At 53.7% G+C, this 17,183-nt stretch carries 15 protein-coding genes; 13 read left to right on the forward strand and 2 right to left on the reverse strand.

Annotated elements, in window-relative coordinates; genetic code table 11:
• Window positions 1-163 precede the first annotated feature (163 nt).
• From KQP88_RS11960 to KQP88_RS11975, 4 genes are all read left to right on the forward strand, one after another.
• A complete protein-coding gene (locus KQP88_RS11960) occupies window positions 164-772 on the forward strand; it encodes a flagellar biosynthesis protein (protein ID WP_253950582.1) in 609 nt (202 codons plus the stop codon).
• A 468-nt stretch (window positions 773-1,240) separates the two neighbouring features.
• A complete protein-coding gene (locus KQP88_RS11965) occupies window positions 1,241-1,573 on the forward strand; it encodes a hypothetical protein (RefSeq protein ID WP_216705801.1) in 333 nt (110 codons plus the stop codon).
• 377 nt (window positions 1,574-1,950) lie between these two features.
• Window positions 1,951-3,876 carry a hypothetical protein gene (locus KQP88_RS11970; RefSeq protein ID WP_216705802.1) on the forward strand — a complete coding sequence of 642 codons (1,926 nt, stop codon included), beginning with the start codon at window positions 1,951-1,953 and terminating at the stop codon, window positions 3,874-3,876.
• A 173-nt stretch (window positions 3,877-4,049) separates the two neighbouring features.
• Window positions 4,050-4,247, forward strand: a complete 198-nt coding sequence (locus KQP88_RS11975) for a hypothetical protein (RefSeq protein ID WP_216705803.1) — start codon at window positions 4,050-4,052, stop codon at window positions 4,245-4,247.
• A gap of 218 nt (window positions 4,248-4,465) precedes the next feature.
• On the opposite strand, the gene KQP88_RS11980 is transcribed toward KQP88_RS11975, so the two are convergent.
• The gene (locus tag KQP88_RS11980; RefSeq protein ID WP_216705804.1) at window positions 4,466-5,827 is read right to left on the reverse strand and encodes a phospholipase D-like domain-containing protein; all 1,362 of its coding nucleotides are present in this window, start codon (window positions 5,825-5,827) and stop codon (window positions 4,466-4,468) included.
• Between the two features lie 191 nt (window positions 5,828-6,018).
• On the opposite strand from KQP88_RS11980, the gene KQP88_RS11985 reads away from it, so the two are divergent.
• From KQP88_RS11985 to KQP88_RS12005, 5 genes are all read left to right on the forward strand, one after another.
• Complete coding sequence (locus KQP88_RS11985; RefSeq protein ID WP_216705805.1) at window positions 6,019-6,642, forward strand: glutathione S-transferase family protein; 624 nt, start codon at window positions 6,019-6,021, stop codon at window positions 6,640-6,642.
• A 42-nt stretch (window positions 6,643-6,684) separates the two neighbouring features.
• Complete coding sequence (locus KQP88_RS11990) at window positions 6,685-7,110, forward strand: DUF3830 family protein (RefSeq protein ID WP_216705806.1); 426 nt, start codon at window positions 6,685-6,687, stop codon at window positions 7,108-7,110.
• Between the two features lie 55 nt (window positions 7,111-7,165).
• Window positions 7,166-7,516: a 2-oxoacid ferredoxin oxidoreductase gene (locus tag KQP88_RS25260; protein ID WP_253950583.1), complete on the forward strand. Its 351-nt coding sequence runs from the start codon at window positions 7,166-7,168 to the stop codon at window positions 7,514-7,516.
• Window positions 7,517-7,640: 124 nt separating this feature from the next.
• Window positions 7,641-8,846: an amino acid deaminase gene (locus KQP88_RS12000; RefSeq protein WP_216705807.1), complete on the forward strand. Its 1,206-nt coding sequence runs from the start codon at window positions 7,641-7,643 to the stop codon at window positions 8,844-8,846.
• Window positions 8,847-8,970: 124 nt separating this feature from the next.
• Window positions 8,971-11,454 (forward strand): UvrD-helicase domain-containing protein, encoded by a 2,484-nt coding sequence (locus tag KQP88_RS12005; RefSeq protein WP_216705808.1) that lies wholly within the window; start codon window positions 8,971-8,973, stop codon window positions 11,452-11,454.
• 33 nt (window positions 11,455-11,487) lie between these two features.
• Here the strand turns inward: KQP88_RS12005 and KQP88_RS12010 are convergent, their stop codons facing one another.
• A complete protein-coding gene (locus KQP88_RS12010) occupies window positions 11,488-11,745 on the reverse strand; it encodes a DUF1652 domain-containing protein (RefSeq protein WP_122320400.1) in 258 nt (85 codons plus the stop codon).
• Window positions 11,746-12,080: 335 nt separating this feature from the next.
• Between KQP88_RS12010 and KQP88_RS12015 the strand changes: the two genes are divergently transcribed.
• From KQP88_RS12015 to KQP88_RS12030, 4 genes are all read left to right on the forward strand, one after another.
• A complete protein-coding gene (locus tag KQP88_RS12015; RefSeq protein ID WP_216705809.1) occupies window positions 12,081-13,160 on the forward strand; it encodes a polyamine ABC transporter substrate-binding protein in 1,080 nt (359 codons plus the stop codon).
• A gap of 236 nt (window positions 13,161-13,396) precedes the next feature.
• Complete coding sequence (locus KQP88_RS12020) at window positions 13,397-15,022, forward strand: methyl-accepting chemotaxis protein (protein WP_200992297.1); 1,626 nt, start codon at window positions 13,397-13,399, stop codon at window positions 15,020-15,022.
• 430 nt (window positions 15,023-15,452) lie between these two features.
• Window positions 15,453-16,133: a hypothetical protein gene (locus tag KQP88_RS12025; protein WP_200992296.1), complete on the forward strand. Its 681-nt coding sequence runs from the start codon at window positions 15,453-15,455 to the stop codon at window positions 16,131-16,133.
• Between the two features lie 100 nt (window positions 16,134-16,233).
• Window positions 16,234-17,085: an urea carboxylase-associated family protein gene (locus tag KQP88_RS12030; RefSeq protein ID WP_216705941.1), complete on the forward strand. Its 852-nt coding sequence runs from the start codon at window positions 16,234-16,236 to the stop codon at window positions 17,083-17,085.
• Window positions 17,086-17,183: the final 98 nt, after the last annotated feature.

Consider the following 17,183-nt stretch of genomic DNA (forward strand, 5'->3'; position numbering starts at 1 on the left):
ACAGATGCATGAGTGCAGGTTAAAGGCTGTTCGGTGATGGCACTTTGATTTTTCTTGCATCGCTTCTGACTGGTTTTCGCTTAGAATTTTCCCGACCGGTATTCGGTCAGGCCAATGACGGCGAAAAGGGGCGGGTATAGTGATGGGTTTTCGGATAGCGGCAATGGTAGTTGCACTGAGTTTGCTGACGGGCTGTGCAATGGGGCGCTCGGAAGTCGATGTGAAGTTTACTCCCCTCGAGGCAGCTCAGAAAACGGCGCCGGCCAATGGCAAGAAGGTTCTGATCAGTGCTGTCGATGAACGTGTTTTCAAAATCAATCCGCGCAGTGCTGATATCCCGTCATTGAAAGATGATGAAATCACCGACAAATCCATCACTGAGCGTGCTGTTGGCCGCAAGCGTAATGGTTATGGAATGGCGATGGGCGATGTAGTGCTTCCCTCTGGTCGCACGGTGTCCCAATTGGTGAGCGAGGCCGTCTCTGATGCCTACAAGAATGCAGGTTATGAGGTCGTGACTGACAAGAGTGCCAAGGATGCCACTGCTGTAAACGTTCATATCGTGGAGTTCTGGTCATGGTTCTCCCCAGGGTTTCTATCGATTGCGGTCAACAACAAGTCTCACCTGAGAATCGAAACCGCAGGGGCTCCGGATCTGGATGTGGTTACTCGCAAGAGCGAAAACATGCAGGCTGCGACCGAGTCCGACTGGAAAGAAATCACTGAATCCGGTCTCCAGGCAATTACACTCGAGACGAAAAAGCAGCTCTAGACATCTTTGATATTGGGGGGAGGCAGCAAGAGTGCTGTGGGGCGATATCGGTTCTAGGCGAAGATACGCTGCCTTCCTAAGCCAATGAGGTAGGCTACGATTGATTGTGCCACCTTGAGCTTGCTATGAACCGATTGCTGGACAATTGCAAACTCCTTTGAAAATTATCTTGTGAGTATCTTCGGCTGGATCAGCCATCAGAATTGAGCGGGAAACCTGGGTGTCGGTAAATCTCACTCTCGCATCCAGGCCTACGCCAGTGGACGTCAAGACCGGTTGGCGCTGACTTTTTCTTCCGACATAGCTGTCTCCGCCGGAGTGTATTGAAGGCCTAGCTGCTGAAACGTCGGCGAATTCAGGCGTTTTGCGTCGAAACTATAACAGTTATCGCCCAAGCTGGGCTGGCTAATAGTGGCAAACTGGTCTATTTCTTGATGGAACGATACGCAGTTAGAAGGGAGGGGGGGGATGATTGGAGTCACTGAGCTGAAGGCTCATCACAAGCTGACCAACAAGGCGCTTGATATACATCGTCAATGGATTGATCTGAATGCCAATGAACTGCTGCCTCTGGCTGTTGCTCTGAAGGGGCTAGCGTTATCTGTCATTGATTTGTCTGGATCTGACTGGGATAGGAGGTCAAAGCTTCAAAATCACTTGTGCTGGCTTATCACTCGCTTGCAGCAAAATGACAAAGAAAGTTGCAAGTCGGATATAGATGATCTCATCTACATCGACCTTCCGGCTCTTGGGGCTCAATTAATGAGGCTTTTCGAGAGCGCTAGACAGATCTCTAGATAAATCATGCTGCTACCTGAGTGGCTTTTGTGCTTTCTAATTTTATGCCAATAATTTGTATGGCTAGTCTCTGATTGTTTCGCATTTCCAACATTACTTGCTTTTTACGCGAGGCAGGGAGGGATTATAATTTATATCCATGAGCTTGCTATTGTGATATGAAAAAAACGCATGAATGTTGCGTGAGCGCCTCAGGTCTATCGTTGCGCCTGTAGGTTGAGTATGACAGCTATTTCTGAAATTTTGGCAATCAACTTGCTTCTGAGCTTGGAAAGCCTTTTGATAGCGTCTACGGAGTTGATCGCTGATGTGTTCAGCATTGGTAGGGCTTGAAGATTTTATTAGCCCGGCGCTAAATTGATTATGGATTTACGATCTTCATGAATGAACTACGCTGGTATTTGCCTTTAAGTGGAAACCTCAGCGCTGCCCTTTCCAACGCAGCGTTGCCAGATATAGTCCGTCTTTCTCGTTATGAGATAGCGGCGATTCTCTACGTTCTTCAGCTGCCCAAGCTGCCTATTCGCTCTCCGCTGGAGATGGAGAGGATATTTGCGAATTTATTGACCCATCACTCAGATAAGCTTAGGTCAGCTCTTGCTGAGGCCTACAGCCAAGTTGACTTTGAGGCTGGACTTATCCAAGCCTCTGCGTTGGCGATCGGTTTAATGGATCGAGAATCGGTCGTTCGCGGTCAGTACATACATTATGATGGTACATGGAACTTCGATTATGCTAAACAGCACAAGGCTTCATTGGGTGCTATAAAGCATGAGCATGTTCGCTCCAGCGGATTAATCGTAAAGCTAAGTGATCATCAGCTCAGATTGGTTCATAACATTAGGGCAAATCTAGACGATTCCATCGAGGCTCAAGCATATGCGGGTACTGGGAAGTCTTTCATTTTGGAGGAAATCTTAGCTCTCATGCCCGAGCGTAAAATCCTGTTTCTCGCCGATGTGGATGCAAAGCTCGATTTTGTCCGTCGTAGATTTAGTAGTAAGCGCGTTTGGGCCGACACTTTCAAAGGTATAGCAACTCAACTTCTATCTGGGGGAGACAAAAAGCTGAAGAACAGATTGATTGCTATATCTAACCTGCCATTCTCCTACTCTTTGCTTGCCGAAAAAGTGGGTCTTAGCCCTGTGGGTAGCCGTGATGCAGCTCAGGTAGCGGCGTTATGCTGGGTAGTGATTTTTAAATTCTGCTCAACTAACGACACTCGGATAACTACAAAGCACATACCTCGCGATCAGCTTCGCTGGCTCCCTGCCTCTGAGCAAGAGGTTATTGCAGCAGCTGCTGGCAAGGTCTGGTTCAAAATGACAAGTTTTGAAAATAATGAAGATCCGCTTCCGGTCAAAAACTACCATCTTGTGAAAAAAATGGCTTTGTCTGGGCTTTATATACCTGAGTTCATTGATACTGTTATCGTCGATGAGGGCCATGATTTAACCGCGCCAATGGTCGATATCCTCGATCGGTCGCCTCAAACGGTAATTACCTTGGGGGATCAGTTCCAAAATCTTCAAGGGCGGTACATGCCTCACAACGCTATGATTCGCCATCGTGAAATGGCAGTATCGTTGCGGGCAGGTCCTGCATTAGTCGACTACATAAACCCGCTTTTAGCTGAGTTTCCCGATGCAAACGCTTTGCCGTTCGTGGCTGACAAGGCAAAAGACACAGTTGTGATGGAGTATAGAGCTGACTCATTTCCTTCCGAGCCCTCAGTGATTTTAGTTGCCGATGAGTGGGGGATTTTTGATTGGTTGATCCGTAATCGTGCCTTGAGCCAAGGTGCTGCAGTCGTCGATTGGGGAAGGAAGTTTGAACCTTTTATGGAGGGGTGCCTTGGGCTATTTATGCATGGTCTACGACCTCGTCATGAAGCTATTGCCCGATTTAAGAGCTGGGAGCAATTACGTGCAGTCATGGGATGGAATGAAGCCTTCCTAAGGGTCGAGCAGTGGCTTGATACCGTAGGTGCTAAATTTGGTGTTTCCGGATTGTACCAGCATGCATCACGGGTTGAGCTAGCTTATGGAAAACCATCACGTCCGTTGCTTGCGACAGTGTTCACCGTTAAAAACTTTGAATTCCCGAGAATGGCTATATCTGAGGATCTGTACTATTTTGCTGACCTGCGAAGCAAAACCGAACTGTCGAAAAAACTAGCATTGCTGTATACAGCAATTACGAGATCCTCTGGAAAAATCTACTTCCCAGACACCCATCAAGAACGTATTGCTTCAATCCTTAGTTCCCAAAGCTTGAGAGCACGACCGCTGAGTTTCTTTACCTAGATGTGTAGGCTCATTCAGATTGCGGAAATTTACGAAGAGGCCCTGCTGAGTGCACGAGCTGATCATCGGCAATCTTCATATCAGCAGCCTGCGTCATTTGCCAATAACGTATTACAGCCTAGGCTTTGTACCTGATAGACCGGATAACGGTCCTTGCATTTAGGAGTAGTCCGATGTCGAGTAAACCACCACTCTTTAATGACGACATTCAAGCATGGGATCTGTACGCCTCTGCCGCGCTCAGTGCATTTATTGCTAGCGGGGAGTCCGCAGACCCTGCGGTCGAGGCTGCAGCCGATCTTGCGGATAACCTTCTCAAGGAGCGCGCAAAACGCATCAAGGCGGCGAGAGAGCATCTTTTTCAGCATTGAACGTATCATGCCAGGTCATCGCGCCTGGTACTGTTCTCCAATGCGGAACGGTCTTGCTATCTATGTAGCCGGTTTTTTGAAATATCACTGCTCTTTTTTCTTCAGAATCGGAGTGGTGAAACGCAAGAATTCTTTCAGTGCGGTTTCAGATCTGCCAGTTGTCTATTTGCTGCAGCGGCTCTTTCATCGACCTCTCCTGTTGAGCACACGCTCGAGCGCTAAACGTTAAATCGCATGTCTGAATCCGGATCTGCCAACAGTTTGTTGTACACGCTCATGAATTCACGGTCTTGCAGTTCGCGTTCATAAAGGCGGTCAATTTCCTTGACCAGATCCCTCCCCAGGGCAATCACATTCCTGGCCCAGTTCTGTTTCACGAGCCTGTGTATGTGTTTGTCCAGGTCTTTAAGAATAGGGCCCAAGTCTATATGTTCGAGCTGGTAATGAGCAGGAATGGAGAAACTGCCGTTGGTTTGTGATAGACGCAAATCGAGCAGTTCCGCATTGAGGCTTCCATCGTTGTCAATGGCACCTCTCAGGTAGCTGGCTGAGGAGTCGGGAGACTGCATTATTGTCTGAATGATTGAGGAGCGCTGGCGCGCCAGAAATTCTTCAAGGTCATTCAGTCCATAGTTGTGAGCAAGCTCCTGAATAATTTCAACAAGCTCCGTTTCCGTTTCGTCAGCATGCTTCGGTGATGCTTCCAATACCTTCAAAAATGCATCGCAAGCAGGAATATTTGCACTGATTGCCGAGGATATCTCCAGAAGGTCGTAGGTGTTGTTACATTTGATGTTTTCCAGATCCGTGTCGCCGTAAACTTCCTCAAGAAGTGCTGACACTCTTTGGTCAATCAAGTGCCCACGGGCGATGTCGTGGAGAGCACGGCAAACTTCTGCCGGGTACTGACTGCTGCCCTCTACATCTACCAATACCAGCGAACTATCGAGAAGCTCGCGCAGCCTTTGGCCTGCGATCATGTTCTCGATTGCGCTATTTACGCTGCTCGCGCGTTTGAGCGTTCTCACAACCCCTGACGGTAGAGAGTTCTTTTTCACTTGAGTACACAACGCCTGGTCAGCCAATACTCGAGCGCACAGATCATCGACCCATTTGGAATCTGCCGGGTCTACTTTGATCAAGGCTTCATGGTTACGGTTGAAGTGAGTTTTCCAATCGTACCGGATACCGGAAAACCAGGGTTCTGCGCCACGAGTGATGTTTTGCGATCCAAGCCATGCAATGCCATTGTGGGCAAGCAATTTTATGTGGCATGCCGCGTGTAGGTATAACAGGGCATCCTGGCGAAGATTCTCCGTTATTTTTTTCAGGGCTTCCCGAAGAGTGTTATCGGCAGTCTTATCAATGTTGGCCAAGCCAATGATGAGCCGCGGTGGGACACCTTTGGCATGAGCTATATAGGTTTTGTTCAAATATCGGAAAAGCGCATCCAGGTTCGATGCGTCTGCATAGGTAATGATCGTCAAGTCCCTGACTGACGTGGGGGCCGAAGGTTTGAATGCACGCTCCCCGTAGTGGCGATGAAAAAGTGTTGCTGTAATCGTTGCGATTGGATTCATGGTTTAGCCTTCCTGGCAAAAGAATCTTGAAGTTTACAAGCAGTCTGAGGTATGGGACGAGTCATCCAGCAGTCAAAATCAGGCAAGGTTCTGTTTTCTTTGAGGTTCATAGGTTTGTGCTGATTGTTTGTCCATTAGTCCGAACAGAACTGATATCGTCATACTATCCTTTGTTATGCAAGAAGTTCGAAATGCTGCGAATACTCGGTAAGGCATCGTCAATCAACGTCAGAAAAGTCCTCTGGGCATGTGCCGAAACAGACCGGCCTTTTGAGCGGGAAGACTGGGGAAGCGGTTTTCGGGCGACGGATACGCCCGAGTTCATGGCCTTGAACCCCAATGCCATGGTGCCCGTGATTCTCGAAGACGACTTTGTCTTGTGGGAATCCAACACCATCATCCGCTATCTGGCTGCTGCACACCCGGATGAGGGTTTCTATCCGGCCCAGCCCAGAGCCAGGGCCCGTATAGATCAGTGGATAGACTGGCAGGCAACGGACCTCAACAAGTCCTGGACCTATGCGTTCATGTCCCTGGTCAGGCGTTCGGCCGAATTTCAGGATACAGACGCGTTGAAGGCCTCATGCAGCAGTTGGTCCAGGCATATGCAGATACTGGACAGGCAGCTTGAGCGGACGGGCGCTTATGTGGCCGGCCAGTCGTTTACCCTGGCCGATATCCCGATTGGCCTCTCGGTCAATCGATGGTTTGAAACGCCGCTGGACCATCCCGACTTCCCCGCAGTTGCTGCTTACTACGAGCGCCTGAGCGAGCGTCCCGGTTATTTGCTGTATGGCCGAAATGGAACCCCGTGACCTGTTATTCACAGAATCCCTTCGTAAACAGGAGTTGCTGTCGTGACCACCATAAAAATAACCGCTGGCGGGTATGAGTTTCTGGCCGATGCCAATCCCGATGCGCCGCAGACCGTTGAGGCTTTTTTGAAGTTACTGCCTTACCGGCAGAAGTTCATTCATGTGCGCTGGAGCGGAGAGGGTTGTTGGGTGCCGCTGGACGATTACCAGCTCATGCTCGATGACAAGCCGATCGGCTTCGAGAATGCGACCAGCCATCCTTCGGTGGGCGACATCCTGTTCTATCCGGGTGGCTACAGTGAAACCGAAATTATCCTGGCCTACGGTTCCTGCTGTTTTGCCAGCAAGATGGGGCAACTGGCGGGCAATCACTTCCTGACCATTGTCGAAGGTAAGGAAAACCTGCGCAAACTGGGCGTCAAGACCTTGTGGGAAGGCGCTCAGGATGTGGTTTTCGAGTTGGCCTGAGGCTGACCACTGCGCTGCGGTGCTAGAATCGGCTTTTTTTCGACGAAGGCATGTCATGAAATTTCCGGTTTCTATCATCGCGGCCACTCTGTTGCTGGCCGGATGCGCGGCCCCCTCTGATTCGGCCCGTTCGGCCGGGCCGAGCAAAGTTCTGTCCAGCAGCAAACAGGATGCGGCCGTGGCCCAGTGCATCCAGGTGTCCTGGCAGAACGAAGCCATGTTCGGCACGTCCTCGGATGTGTTCCTGCACAAACTTTCCGGTGGCGGCTTTACGGTCTTCACCACCGAGGCCAAGTATTTCGCCGACGTGCGCAGCAAGGGCCCGACCACCGACATCGAGTTCTATGCGCCTGCTGGCGACAGCCACTCCGCGCTGAGGGCAGCGGCAATCGCTACGTGTTTGTGAGAGGGGAAAGCTGAAAGGGGCAAGCTACAAGCTTCAAGCTTGAGGCTTACGGCTTGAAGCTTGCAGCTGTGAACGGCTTGAAACTTGCTTGAAGCTTGCAGCTTGTAACTTCCCGGAGTCCCCCATGCCTATCCCTGTCCCCGATAAAGGCTCTGCCGAGCCGGGTCAACGCTTGTTGTGTGATGTAAGTCTGCCGGCTCTGGTGATCCATAATCAGGCGCTGGAGCACAATATTCGCTGGATGCAGGGCTTTGTCACTGACAGCGGTGCGGAGCTGGCGCCTCATGGCAAGACCAGCATGGTGCCAGCCTTGTTTCGTCGCCAACTGGAGGAGGGTGCCTGGGGCATGACCCTGGCCACTGCGGTGCAGACCCGCGCCGCTTTTGCCCACGGTGTGCGTCGCGTGTTGATGGCCAATCAGTTGGTGGGTGCGCCCAATATGGCGATCATCGCCGAGATGCTGGCCGATCCGTTGTTCGACTTTCACTGCATGGTCGATCACCCGGATAACGCTGTGGCGCTGGGTGAGTTCTTTGCCGCACGCGGGCTGCGGCTGAATGTCATGATCGAGCACGGCGTGCCCGGCGGGCGCTGCGGTTGTCGTACCGAGCAGGAAGTGCTGGCGCTGGCAGAGGTCATCAACGCCCAGCCAGCCCTGGCCCTGACCGGTATCGAAGGCTACGAAGGCGTGATTCATGGTGATCGGGCCATTGACGATATCAGGGCTTTTGCCGCGTCACTGGTGCGGCTGGCCGTCGAGTTGCAGGACAGGCAAGCCTTTGCTCTGGATCGCCCCATCGTGACCGCTTCGGGTTCGGCCTGGTATGACCTGATTGCCGAAGCCTTTGACGCCCAGGCCGTGCGCCAGCGTTTTCTCAGCGTCCTGCGTCCAGGCTGCTATTTGGTGCATGACCACGGCATCTACAAGGCGGCGCAGTGCAGCGTGCTGGATCGCCGCGCCGACCTGAGCGAAGGGCTGCGCCCGGCCATGGAAGTCTGGGCTCATGTGCAATCCTTGCCTGAGCCGGGTTTTGCAGTGGTCGCCCTGGGTAAGCGCGATATTGCCTACGACGCTGGTTTGCCTACTCCGCTGCTGCGTTACAAGGCAAATGGCATGTCCGGCAAGGGCGATGATGTCAGCGCCTGCAAGGTCACGGCAATGATGGATCAACATGCGTTCATGACCATCGCGCCGGGCTGTGAACTGAAAATCGGCGATATCATTTCCTTCGGTTCTTCCCATCCGTGTCTGACCTTCGACAAGTGGCGCTCCGGGTGCCTGGTTGATGATGATCTGAAAGTCATCGAAAGCTTCAATACGTATTTTTAATGGCGCGATCAACTGTTCAACATGCAGTTGATCGCCTAACACCCTGAAACGAAAGCATTTCGCTGGAGCTTGCGGGCGAATCCGGCGACCATAGGCGTCCGACGATTCTCACTCTGGAGCCTGCGTGCCTGACGATCTGCCTTCTGCTCTTCCTCCCGACCTGGATATCGAACTCAATCCGCCCGAGCGCCTGCCGCTGTTCAAGCGCCTGTTGTCACGCCTGATGGGGCGTGGTCTGACGGGACTTGGCGCGCAGCACAGGCCTTCGTGGTTTCAGGGGCATGCCGACGGGTTTCTGAGTGGGCATATCGAGGGCGTGAACGAGGGCTACGCCGAAGGTCGACTGGATGGGCTGGAGCAGGGGCGCAATGTTCTTTTGATTCGCGATACCCGTCCCGGCGAGCATCGCGGGCCGAAGGTCGATGATCATCTGTTCGATGACTGGCGTCTGGGTCTGACCCCTGAGCTGAAAAAACGCATCAAGGCCGATGTGGCGCAAAAGCTGCCGCCCCATGCCCAGCCCAGCCCGGCGCAATGGAAAATGATCTTCAGCGATACGCCTTCCACCTACGTGATTGCGGGTGCAGGAGCGGGCAAGTCCACATCGCTGGTGCTGCGGGTACTGTTGCTTCACCACTATCTGGGGTTCGAGCTGGAAGCCATGACCGTGGTGACGTTCACCCGCGAGTCGCGCAAGGACTTCATCGGCAAACTGATCGAGATAATGGCTTTGTGGGGGCATACCCTGAGCCACAAGCAGGCCCGGGATCTGGTTCGCACCTTCCACTCGCGGATCCTGCCTCTGGTTCGCAGCCTGCCGGGCTTCGAGCAATTGCGCGCTTTCGAGAATCTGGGTAATACGTCGGCCTCTGGGGATGAGGCCGACAGTAACCCGTTCGATTTGCGCATCAACGACGCCCAGCGTCAGCAATTGAACCTGTGCTATCGCGACCTGTATGCCAGCAACGAACGCTTTCGCGAAGTGATTGCGCCGCTGTACCGCCATGCGCTGCAACTCAAGGAGCTGGATCGCGATCACCCGGATGTGCAAAAGCGCATCACCGTGACCGAGCTGTCGGCCAAGCGCGATGAAGAACTGTGCGACATCATCGAAGACCTGTGGATACGGGCAAAGGCCTGGCCTATAAAGGGCATTGAGCCCATGCGCCAGACCATTGAAATCAATGGCTTTGCCTTTCACGTTCATGGCTATATCGCCGAGCTGGATGCCTGGGTTGTGCTGGGGCTCGACTCCAGTGAAGACCAGCAGATGAAACGCCCCGGTGCCAAGCTTCCGGTCTGGGCCGAATGGGTCATCAAGCGCACGCTGTTTCAAGCTTTCTGCCGCAAACCGTTGATCTGGTTCGAGAACTACGAAGCGGCAGGCAAGGTGCTGCAATCCCTGGCCGGATCGGCCGTAGCGGGGCCGGGGTTCGATTACCGGGTCAAGGGTGAACTGGGCGCGGCACCGCTGCTGGATTGCTTTGTCATGGCCGCCAGCTTTATCGAGAACCTTGGCCTCGATGTGCCCGCTGCCGTGGCTGAAATGAGTTTTGCCAGCAATGACCCTGACCGGTTTTTCTTCGAGGGCCTGAGCCTGTTCTGGAAGGCCTTTGAAAACCATCTGCTGGATCAGAAGCCACCGATCATGACCTACAACCGGATGTTCGCCCTGTTTGGCGAAACATCACCGGAAAACCTGCGCCAGGTCAGCGATGAAATGCTCAGGCCTCTTGCGCACCTGATGATCGATGAGTTCCAGGATGTCTCACCGCAGATCGTGTCCTGGATACGGGCCAGCCTGCAGGAAATCCGACGCCGTGGTCCGGCCATGCACACCGGCCGCGTGGCCAGGCATTCATCGCTGTTGTGTGTGGGTGATGACTGGCAGTCCATCTATGGCTGGCGAGGCAGCTCGCCACACTACTTCATGGAGTTTCCCAAGGAGTTTTCATCGCCCGCGACCACCAAGGTCATGCTCAGCGATAACTTTCGCAGCCATCAGCACATTATCGATGCCGCCGAGCATATCGTGCGCGCTGCGCCTGCCATTGCGGGCAAGAAGGCCAAGGCCAGCGGCGCAGTCCAGGAACGGGTGCCGGTCACGGTGCTGAACCGCGATGACAATGAGCTGGCCGAGCGTGTGGCCGAGCACTACAACGCCGGTGACTCGATCCTGCTGCTGTATCGAAAGAACAGTGAGAAGGCCATGATTTCCGAGTCGTTGAAATCCCTGATCCAGACCGATGCGGCCATGGGGCCGCAGGCAAGGCGAATCAGGATGCTGACCTATCACAGTTCAAAAGGACTGCAGGCCGATGCGGTATTCCTGCTAGGGGATTGCCAGCACTCGACGCTGTCGCCCTACAAGAATCAGGTGTATCGCCTGGCCGGTCTTGGTGATGCCGGAGATTCGCAGTCGTTTGACAATGCCCAGCAGGACGAAGTCCTGCGTCTGGCCTATGTGGCCATCACTCGTGCGATACGCCATTGCTACTGGTACATCGACGAAAGCTCTGCGGGGAGCGACCCCATCAAGGTGCCCAAGGCATCGGACAGGGTTGCCCAGGACAAGCCTTTTTTCGAGGACCTGCGCAAGAATCGATGAATGAGTGGGCGGGAGCTCAAGGCTCTCGTCTGTTTACAGGAAGCCAGCCAGTTGATTGCTGCCGAACAGTTCCATCTCGGCTTCGATGGCCTCGATGATCCGTTCGACGTCGCTGGCGTTCATGACAGTTGCGCAGGGCAGGCCGGCAATTGCTACTACCGTTTCACCGCTGGCCCGGTCGAACAGCCGGGCAATCATGCTGCTGGGTGCATCCATGGTGGCTTCAAAGCCAACCGGATGAAAGTGCCAGCGCATCAGTTGGCATGCATTGGGGAACGTGACTTTGGTCATGGAAGCGGCCCACCTGATTCAATCGAGCAATTCCTTCAGCCCCAATGGGTAGGGAGACCAGTCTAGATGCGACCGATAAAAGCCGAAGTGACCAAACAGTGCACAATCCTGAATGATCGTACTGCTTTCCTGCGGGATGATCTGAACGGTCTGACGAGACCTAAAAATAGCACCTGCCTGCACACAGCTGGAAAATATTTTCAGGCGCCAGTCGAATTTTTCGAATAATTTGATGCACGTCAAAAACGTTTGATCCTTCGAGCTGTTTGCTTCAAGTATTGAGGTGTGCCCGCTGGATAGGGCAAGCTGGTTTCATTGACCCATGGAGTTGAAGAATGCTGAGTAAATCCGTTGCTGCACTGATGTTGCTGGCCTCCACCAGTCATGCAGCAGACAGGGTCAATATCTACAACTGGACCGACTACATCGCGTCCGACACCTTGAAGAACTTTCAGGCGGCGACCGGTATCGAGCCTGATTACCAGACCTACGAAACCAATGAAGCCCTCAATACCAGGCTCATGGCCCGTCACTCGGGTTATGACGTCGTGGTGCCGTCCGTGCATTTCATGGCACGACAGATCGACAAGGGCGCCTTGAAGGTGCTCGACAGGCATCAGCTACCCAACTGGAAGAATCTGAACCCGGTCCTGCTCAAGGCGCTGGAGGTCAACGATCCCGGCAATCAGCATGGGTTTCCGTATCTATGGGGCAGCACCGGCGTCGGTTACAACGTGGACAAGGTCAAGGCTGTACTGGGCGACAATACGCCGCTGGATTCCTGGGACCTCATCCTGAAGCCGGAGAATATGCAAAAGCTTGCCCAGTGCGGTGTCGCGATCCTTGATAACGCTACGCAAGTGTTTCCGATCGTCCTGAATTATCTGGAACTGCCTCCCCATAGCGAGCAACCCGAAGACTATGCAAAGGCCGAAGCTGCACTGGCCGCCATTCGTCCTTATGTTCTCTACTTCGACTCGGTCAAGTACATCGAGGATCTGGGCAGTGGCAAGATCTGCATGGCATTGGGTTTTTCCGGTGATATGGCTCAGGCCCAGGATCGTGCAGATAAAGCCGGTAACGGCATAAAAATTGGTTACACCGTCCCGAAGGAGGGCGCGCCGATGTGGTTCGACATGGTTGCCATGCCCATCGATGCCCCCAATGAAAAGGCTGGCTATGCCTTCATGAATTACCTGTTGCGTCCGGAAGTGATGGCCCATATCACCAACGAGGTCAAATACGCCAATGGCAATGAAAAGGCCGATGCATTGATCGACCCCGCTCTTTGGGCCGATACGAGCATTTACCCTAATGCCGAAATGCTCAGCAGGATGTTCGTGCTTGAGCCGGTCGAGATGAAAACCGAAACGTTGCGCACACGTATCTGGGCCAGCACCAAATCAGGAAATTGAATAGGACGGGGTAACTTTCCAATCGGGAAGTATCAGTGAAGTACAACTGAAGGTCGGCACTTTGACGCCAGAAAAGATTTTCTGTTTTTGACTCCATTTATTCTCAAGTGCGACCGATAACCGGTTTATGGGGTATGGCTTTTATGCTGTAGTCCCTCTAATTGGCGAGGGTTCTGACTCTCTCGTTTCGTTATGCACGGATCGCATCGGGTTGTATCTCCCAAGAGAATGATTCCATGTCACTACGAAGCATCAATATTGCGCCTCGTGCTTTTCTGGGCTTTGCCTTTATTGCCGTTCTGGTAATAGGGCTGGGCATTTTCGCACTCAACCGCATGTCGATCATTCGCCAGGCCACCACGGATCTGGAAACCAACATGCTGCCCAGCATCGGCTATCTGGGGGAAGTAGACGAGAACCTGTTGCTGTTACGCATCATGTCGTTCAGGTACCTGATCAACCGGGAGCCCGAGCAGATACAGGAAACCGAAACTCGTGCCCAACTGTTGACTCAAAAACTCAAGAAAGCCGAGGCCAACTATGCAGCCTTGCCGTCGGAGGATGATGAAAAAGAGGTCTATAGAAAATTCCAGGCGGCGCTGGCCGAATACCTGGATATACAACAAGCCGCAATAACGCTGTCGCGCAGTAATGATCTTGAAGCGTTGAAGATACTGGTAAACACGAAAGTGAAAGCCAGTACGGATTTGATTTCTTCGCTACTTGATCAATTGATTACGATCAATAAAAAGTCTGCCGCGGAAGCTTCCGAGCTTTCAAGCATGCACTTTGATAATGCCAATACCGCAATCATTCTGGTTTCGGTGCTGGCGGCGGCCTTGACGGTTCTTCTGGCGTGGTTATTGACGCGCAGTATTGTCATGCCATTGTCCAGAGCAGTACGTGCTGCACAGGAAATCTCCGACGGGAACCTGACCCGGCATATCGAAGTAGACGGCAATGACGAACCTGCACGCCTGCTGGAAGCATTGGTAGTGATGCAGCAGAACCTGCGCAAGACCATCGAGCAGATTTCCGGTTCTGCGACCCAGTTGGCGTCGGCTGCCGAAGAGCTGAGTGCCGTGACTGAAGAGTCTTCCCGCGGGCTGCAACGGCAGAATGACGAGCTTGAGCAGGCCGCCACTGCCGTCAACCAGATGACCGCTGCTGTGGAAGAAGTAGCCCGCAACGCGGTATCCACCTCGCAGGCCTCGCAGCAATCCAACGAAACGGCGCGTCAGGGGCGGGACAAGGTGGTGGAAACGGTCAGGGCAATCCAGGTCATGACCCAGGATGTGCAGAGCGCTTCCAGTCTGGTCGAAGGGTTGGCCACTCAGGGGCGCGAAATCGGCAAAGTGCTGGATGTGATCCGTGGCATCGCCGAGCAGACCAACCTGCTGGCACTCAACGCTGCCATCGAGGCTGCACGTGCAGGCGAGGCGGGCAGAGGGTTCGCGGTCGTGGCAGACGAAGTGCGGGCGCTGGCGCATCGTACCGCCCAGTCGACCCGGGAAATCGAGCAGATGGTGGCAGGCATCCAGAGCGGAACGGGGCAGGCTGTTGAGTCCATGACCCTCAATACCGGCCGTACCCGAGTCACGCTGGATCTGGCTCAGGCCGCGGGCGATGCGCTGGAGCGGATCACCGATGCCATCTCGCAGATCAACGAGCGCAACCTGGTGATTGCCAGTGCTTCCGAGGAACAGGCTCAGGTTTCCCGGGAAGTTGACCGCAACCTGGTGAATATCCGTGACCTGGCTAATCAGTCGGCTGCAGGTGCCAATCAGACCAGCGCTGCCAGCCACGAGCTGTCACGACTGGCTGTGGGACTGAATACGATGGTGGGTCGATTCGTGATCTGAAAGTGAATGGGAGGCGGCAAGCGGCAAGTTGCAAGCTGTAAGCTGTAAGTCGCCTCCCACTCATGCCAATTTTTGAAACAAAATCTCATTCGCAATGTTTTTGCCAATATTCGCTGGTTTCTCGCAACAACCCCTCCTGATCCCCCGCTTAATGAGCTTATAAAGCTCGTCGATGAGCCTTTATTGGCGATCTTTTCTCTCGCGTTTTGTCTGTTTTTGCCTGCCGAATGCAACAAGAAGGCTTTTTTGGACTCCTACCATCCGAATTCTTCATATCGAAACATAACGGTATTAGTCTTTAAGCGTGATCAAGGGTACGTATTCGACTGATCCACAAAGGATTTCCCGGGGGCTGCGAACCCGCTCATGGCTGGCATATTCGCATCAGCGACACGCTGAATTTACATAAACACGTGCCGGACTCCATACGATGAATATGTCAAAACTCTCCTCAATAAGCCGGGTCTATCGCCGTTACGCCTGGTTTCTTTTCCCTGCCTTGCTGGTTTTCTGCGCTGCCTTCTGGCTCTCCATCGGTCGCGGAGTGCATGCCGAGCCGAAAAACGGTACTCAAACCCTGGTATTCCTGCGCCATGCAGAGAAGCCTTCCATGGGCCTCGGACAGTTGAATTGCCAGGGCCTGAATCGGGCCATCGATTTATCCGAGCTGTTGCCAAGGACTTATGGCAAGGCCGACTTCATCTTTGCCGCCAACCCGAGTCGTCATGTGGAAGAGGGTGAGGGTGATCAGTCCTACAGCTACCTGCGACCCTTGATGACAGTCGGACCCAGCGCCATCAAGCTGGGCCTGCCGGTCAATATCGACTTTGGTGCCAATGACACCGGCGCCCTGGCCGATGAGTTGATGCACGACAAGTATCACAACGCGACCATCTACACGGCGTGGTCTCATGGTTATCTGCCTGAGCTGATCAACAAGGTGGCCCAGGAAGCCTCGGGCCAGAAAGTGAAGCTGGTGGATGACTGGACAGGCGACGACTTCGACTCGGTGCTGGTGATTACCCTGAAATGGGTCAACGGCAAGGCCACGCTGGATTACGAGAACCACAAGCAGGGCCTCGATAACGGCACGATTTCCTGTCCGACCTGATCGAAACCGTCCATACATGTCTGCCCACGTCATGCCTGCTTGACGATCTGCCGGGGAAGTCTGTTATCTGTGGCCATTGCCCATGGTCGAGGAACAGCGCATGTACAAGGATTACCCCGCCGCTTATCAGGTCAGCAAAGGTGCTGCGCTGCAGGTAGACAAGGCGTTTTACGAGCGTATACGCGCCAGTACCGGACAGCGCACGCTGATCGAGACATTCGAGGTGCCGATTCGTACCGGGCGGGCCTGGAAGGTCAAGGCGGGGCAGGTATTTCGTGTCACCACTCCGGTCGGCCCGCAGGTCGGCGATTTCAATGTCTGGAATGCCGACGATCCTCGCGAGCGTCTGTGGGCTGCCAGAACCCGCCAGTTGCAGGGCGCTCATGTGAGCACTCATGACAGACTCTGGTCGAACCTGCCGTTTCTGCGCCCCATGGTAACCATTACCGACGACAGCCTGGCCAGTTACGGCATCGACGAGCACGGCGGTCGGCTGCATGATCTGCTTGGCACCCGCTGCGACCCTTACGTCAACAAGATGCTGACCGGCGAAGACTTTCACCACCACTGCCACTCCAACCTGACCCGCGCAGTGTTGCCCCACGGCCTGACCGAATTCGATGTCCATGACGTGCTGAATATCTTCCAGTGCACGGGGCTCAATCATGACGACATGTATTTCATGAAAGCCTGCCCGGCCCGTCAGGGCGATTACCTGGAATTCTTCGCGGAAATCGACTTGCTGTGCGCCTTGTCCACGTGCCCCGGCGGTGACCTGTCATTGCCCATGTGGGGGCCGGACGCTCAGGATCCGCTGTCTGTCTGCCGTCCCTTGGGCGTGGAAATCTACAGTCTTGATGACTCGCTGCTGGAAGGCTGGATGTCGCCTCGGCGGGCCAGCTATGACGGTTTGCACGGGCTGAAGATTTCACCGGCAGAATGGGAAAAGTAGCAACCGGCCATCAACTTTATCCTTTGCCCATGGCTTTACTGTCCGAGCCCGGATAATGTGTGAGCCCCTGTGTTTACCTCAGCGCAGTACAGGGGCGC

The sequence above is a fragment of the Pseudomonas lijiangensis genome (assembly GCF_018968705.1).
In the GTDB taxonomy this organism is placed as follows: domain Bacteria; phylum Pseudomonadota; class Gammaproteobacteria; order Pseudomonadales; family Pseudomonadaceae; genus Aquipseudomonas; species Aquipseudomonas lijiangensis.

What these genes read in the sequence shown, in the direction of transcription:
- KQP88_RS11960 (WP_253950582.1), top strand. Translation starts at nt 164, where the DNA reads ATGGTAGTTGCACTGAGTTTGCTGACGGGCTGTGCAATGGGGCGCTCG.
- KQP88_RS11965 (WP_216705801.1), top strand. Translation starts at nt 1,241, where the DNA reads ATGATTGGAGTCACTGAGCTGAAGGCTCATCACAAGCTGACCAACAAG.
- KQP88_RS11970 (WP_216705802.1), top strand. Translation starts at nt 1,951, where the DNA reads ATGAATGAACTACGCTGGTATTTGCCTTTAAGTGGAAACCTCAGCGCT.
- KQP88_RS11975 (WP_216705803.1), top strand. Translation starts at nt 4,050, where the DNA reads ATGTCGAGTAAACCACCACTCTTTAATGACGACATTCAAGCATGGGAT.
- KQP88_RS11980 (WP_216705804.1), bottom strand. Translation starts at nt 5,827, where the DNA reads ATGAATCCAATCGCAACGATTACAGCAACACTTTTTCATCGCCACTAC.
- KQP88_RS11985 (WP_216705805.1), top strand. Translation starts at nt 6,019, where the DNA reads ATGCTGCGAATACTCGGTAAGGCATCGTCAATCAACGTCAGAAAAGTC.
- KQP88_RS25260 (WP_253950583.1), top strand. Translation starts at nt 7,166, where the DNA reads ATGAAATTTCCGGTTTCTATCATCGCGGCCACTCTGTTGCTGGCCGGA.
- KQP88_RS12000 (WP_216705807.1), top strand. Translation starts at nt 7,641, where the DNA reads ATGCCTATCCCTGTCCCCGATAAAGGCTCTGCCGAGCCGGGTCAACGC.
- KQP88_RS12010 (WP_122320400.1), bottom strand. Translation starts at nt 11,745, where the DNA reads ATGACCAAAGTCACGTTCCCCAATGCATGCCAACTGATGCGCTGGCAC.
- KQP88_RS12015 (WP_216705809.1), top strand. Translation starts at nt 12,081, where the DNA reads ATGCTGAGTAAATCCGTTGCTGCACTGATGTTGCTGGCCTCCACCAGT.
- KQP88_RS12020 (WP_200992297.1), top strand. Translation starts at nt 13,397, where the DNA reads ATGTCACTACGAAGCATCAATATTGCGCCTCGTGCTTTTCTGGGCTTT.
- KQP88_RS12025 (WP_200992296.1), top strand. Translation starts at nt 15,453, where the DNA reads ATGAATATGTCAAAACTCTCCTCAATAAGCCGGGTCTATCGCCGTTAC.
- KQP88_RS12030 (WP_216705941.1), top strand. Translation starts at nt 16,234, where the DNA reads ATGTACAAGGATTACCCCGCCGCTTATCAGGTCAGCAAAGGTGCTGCG.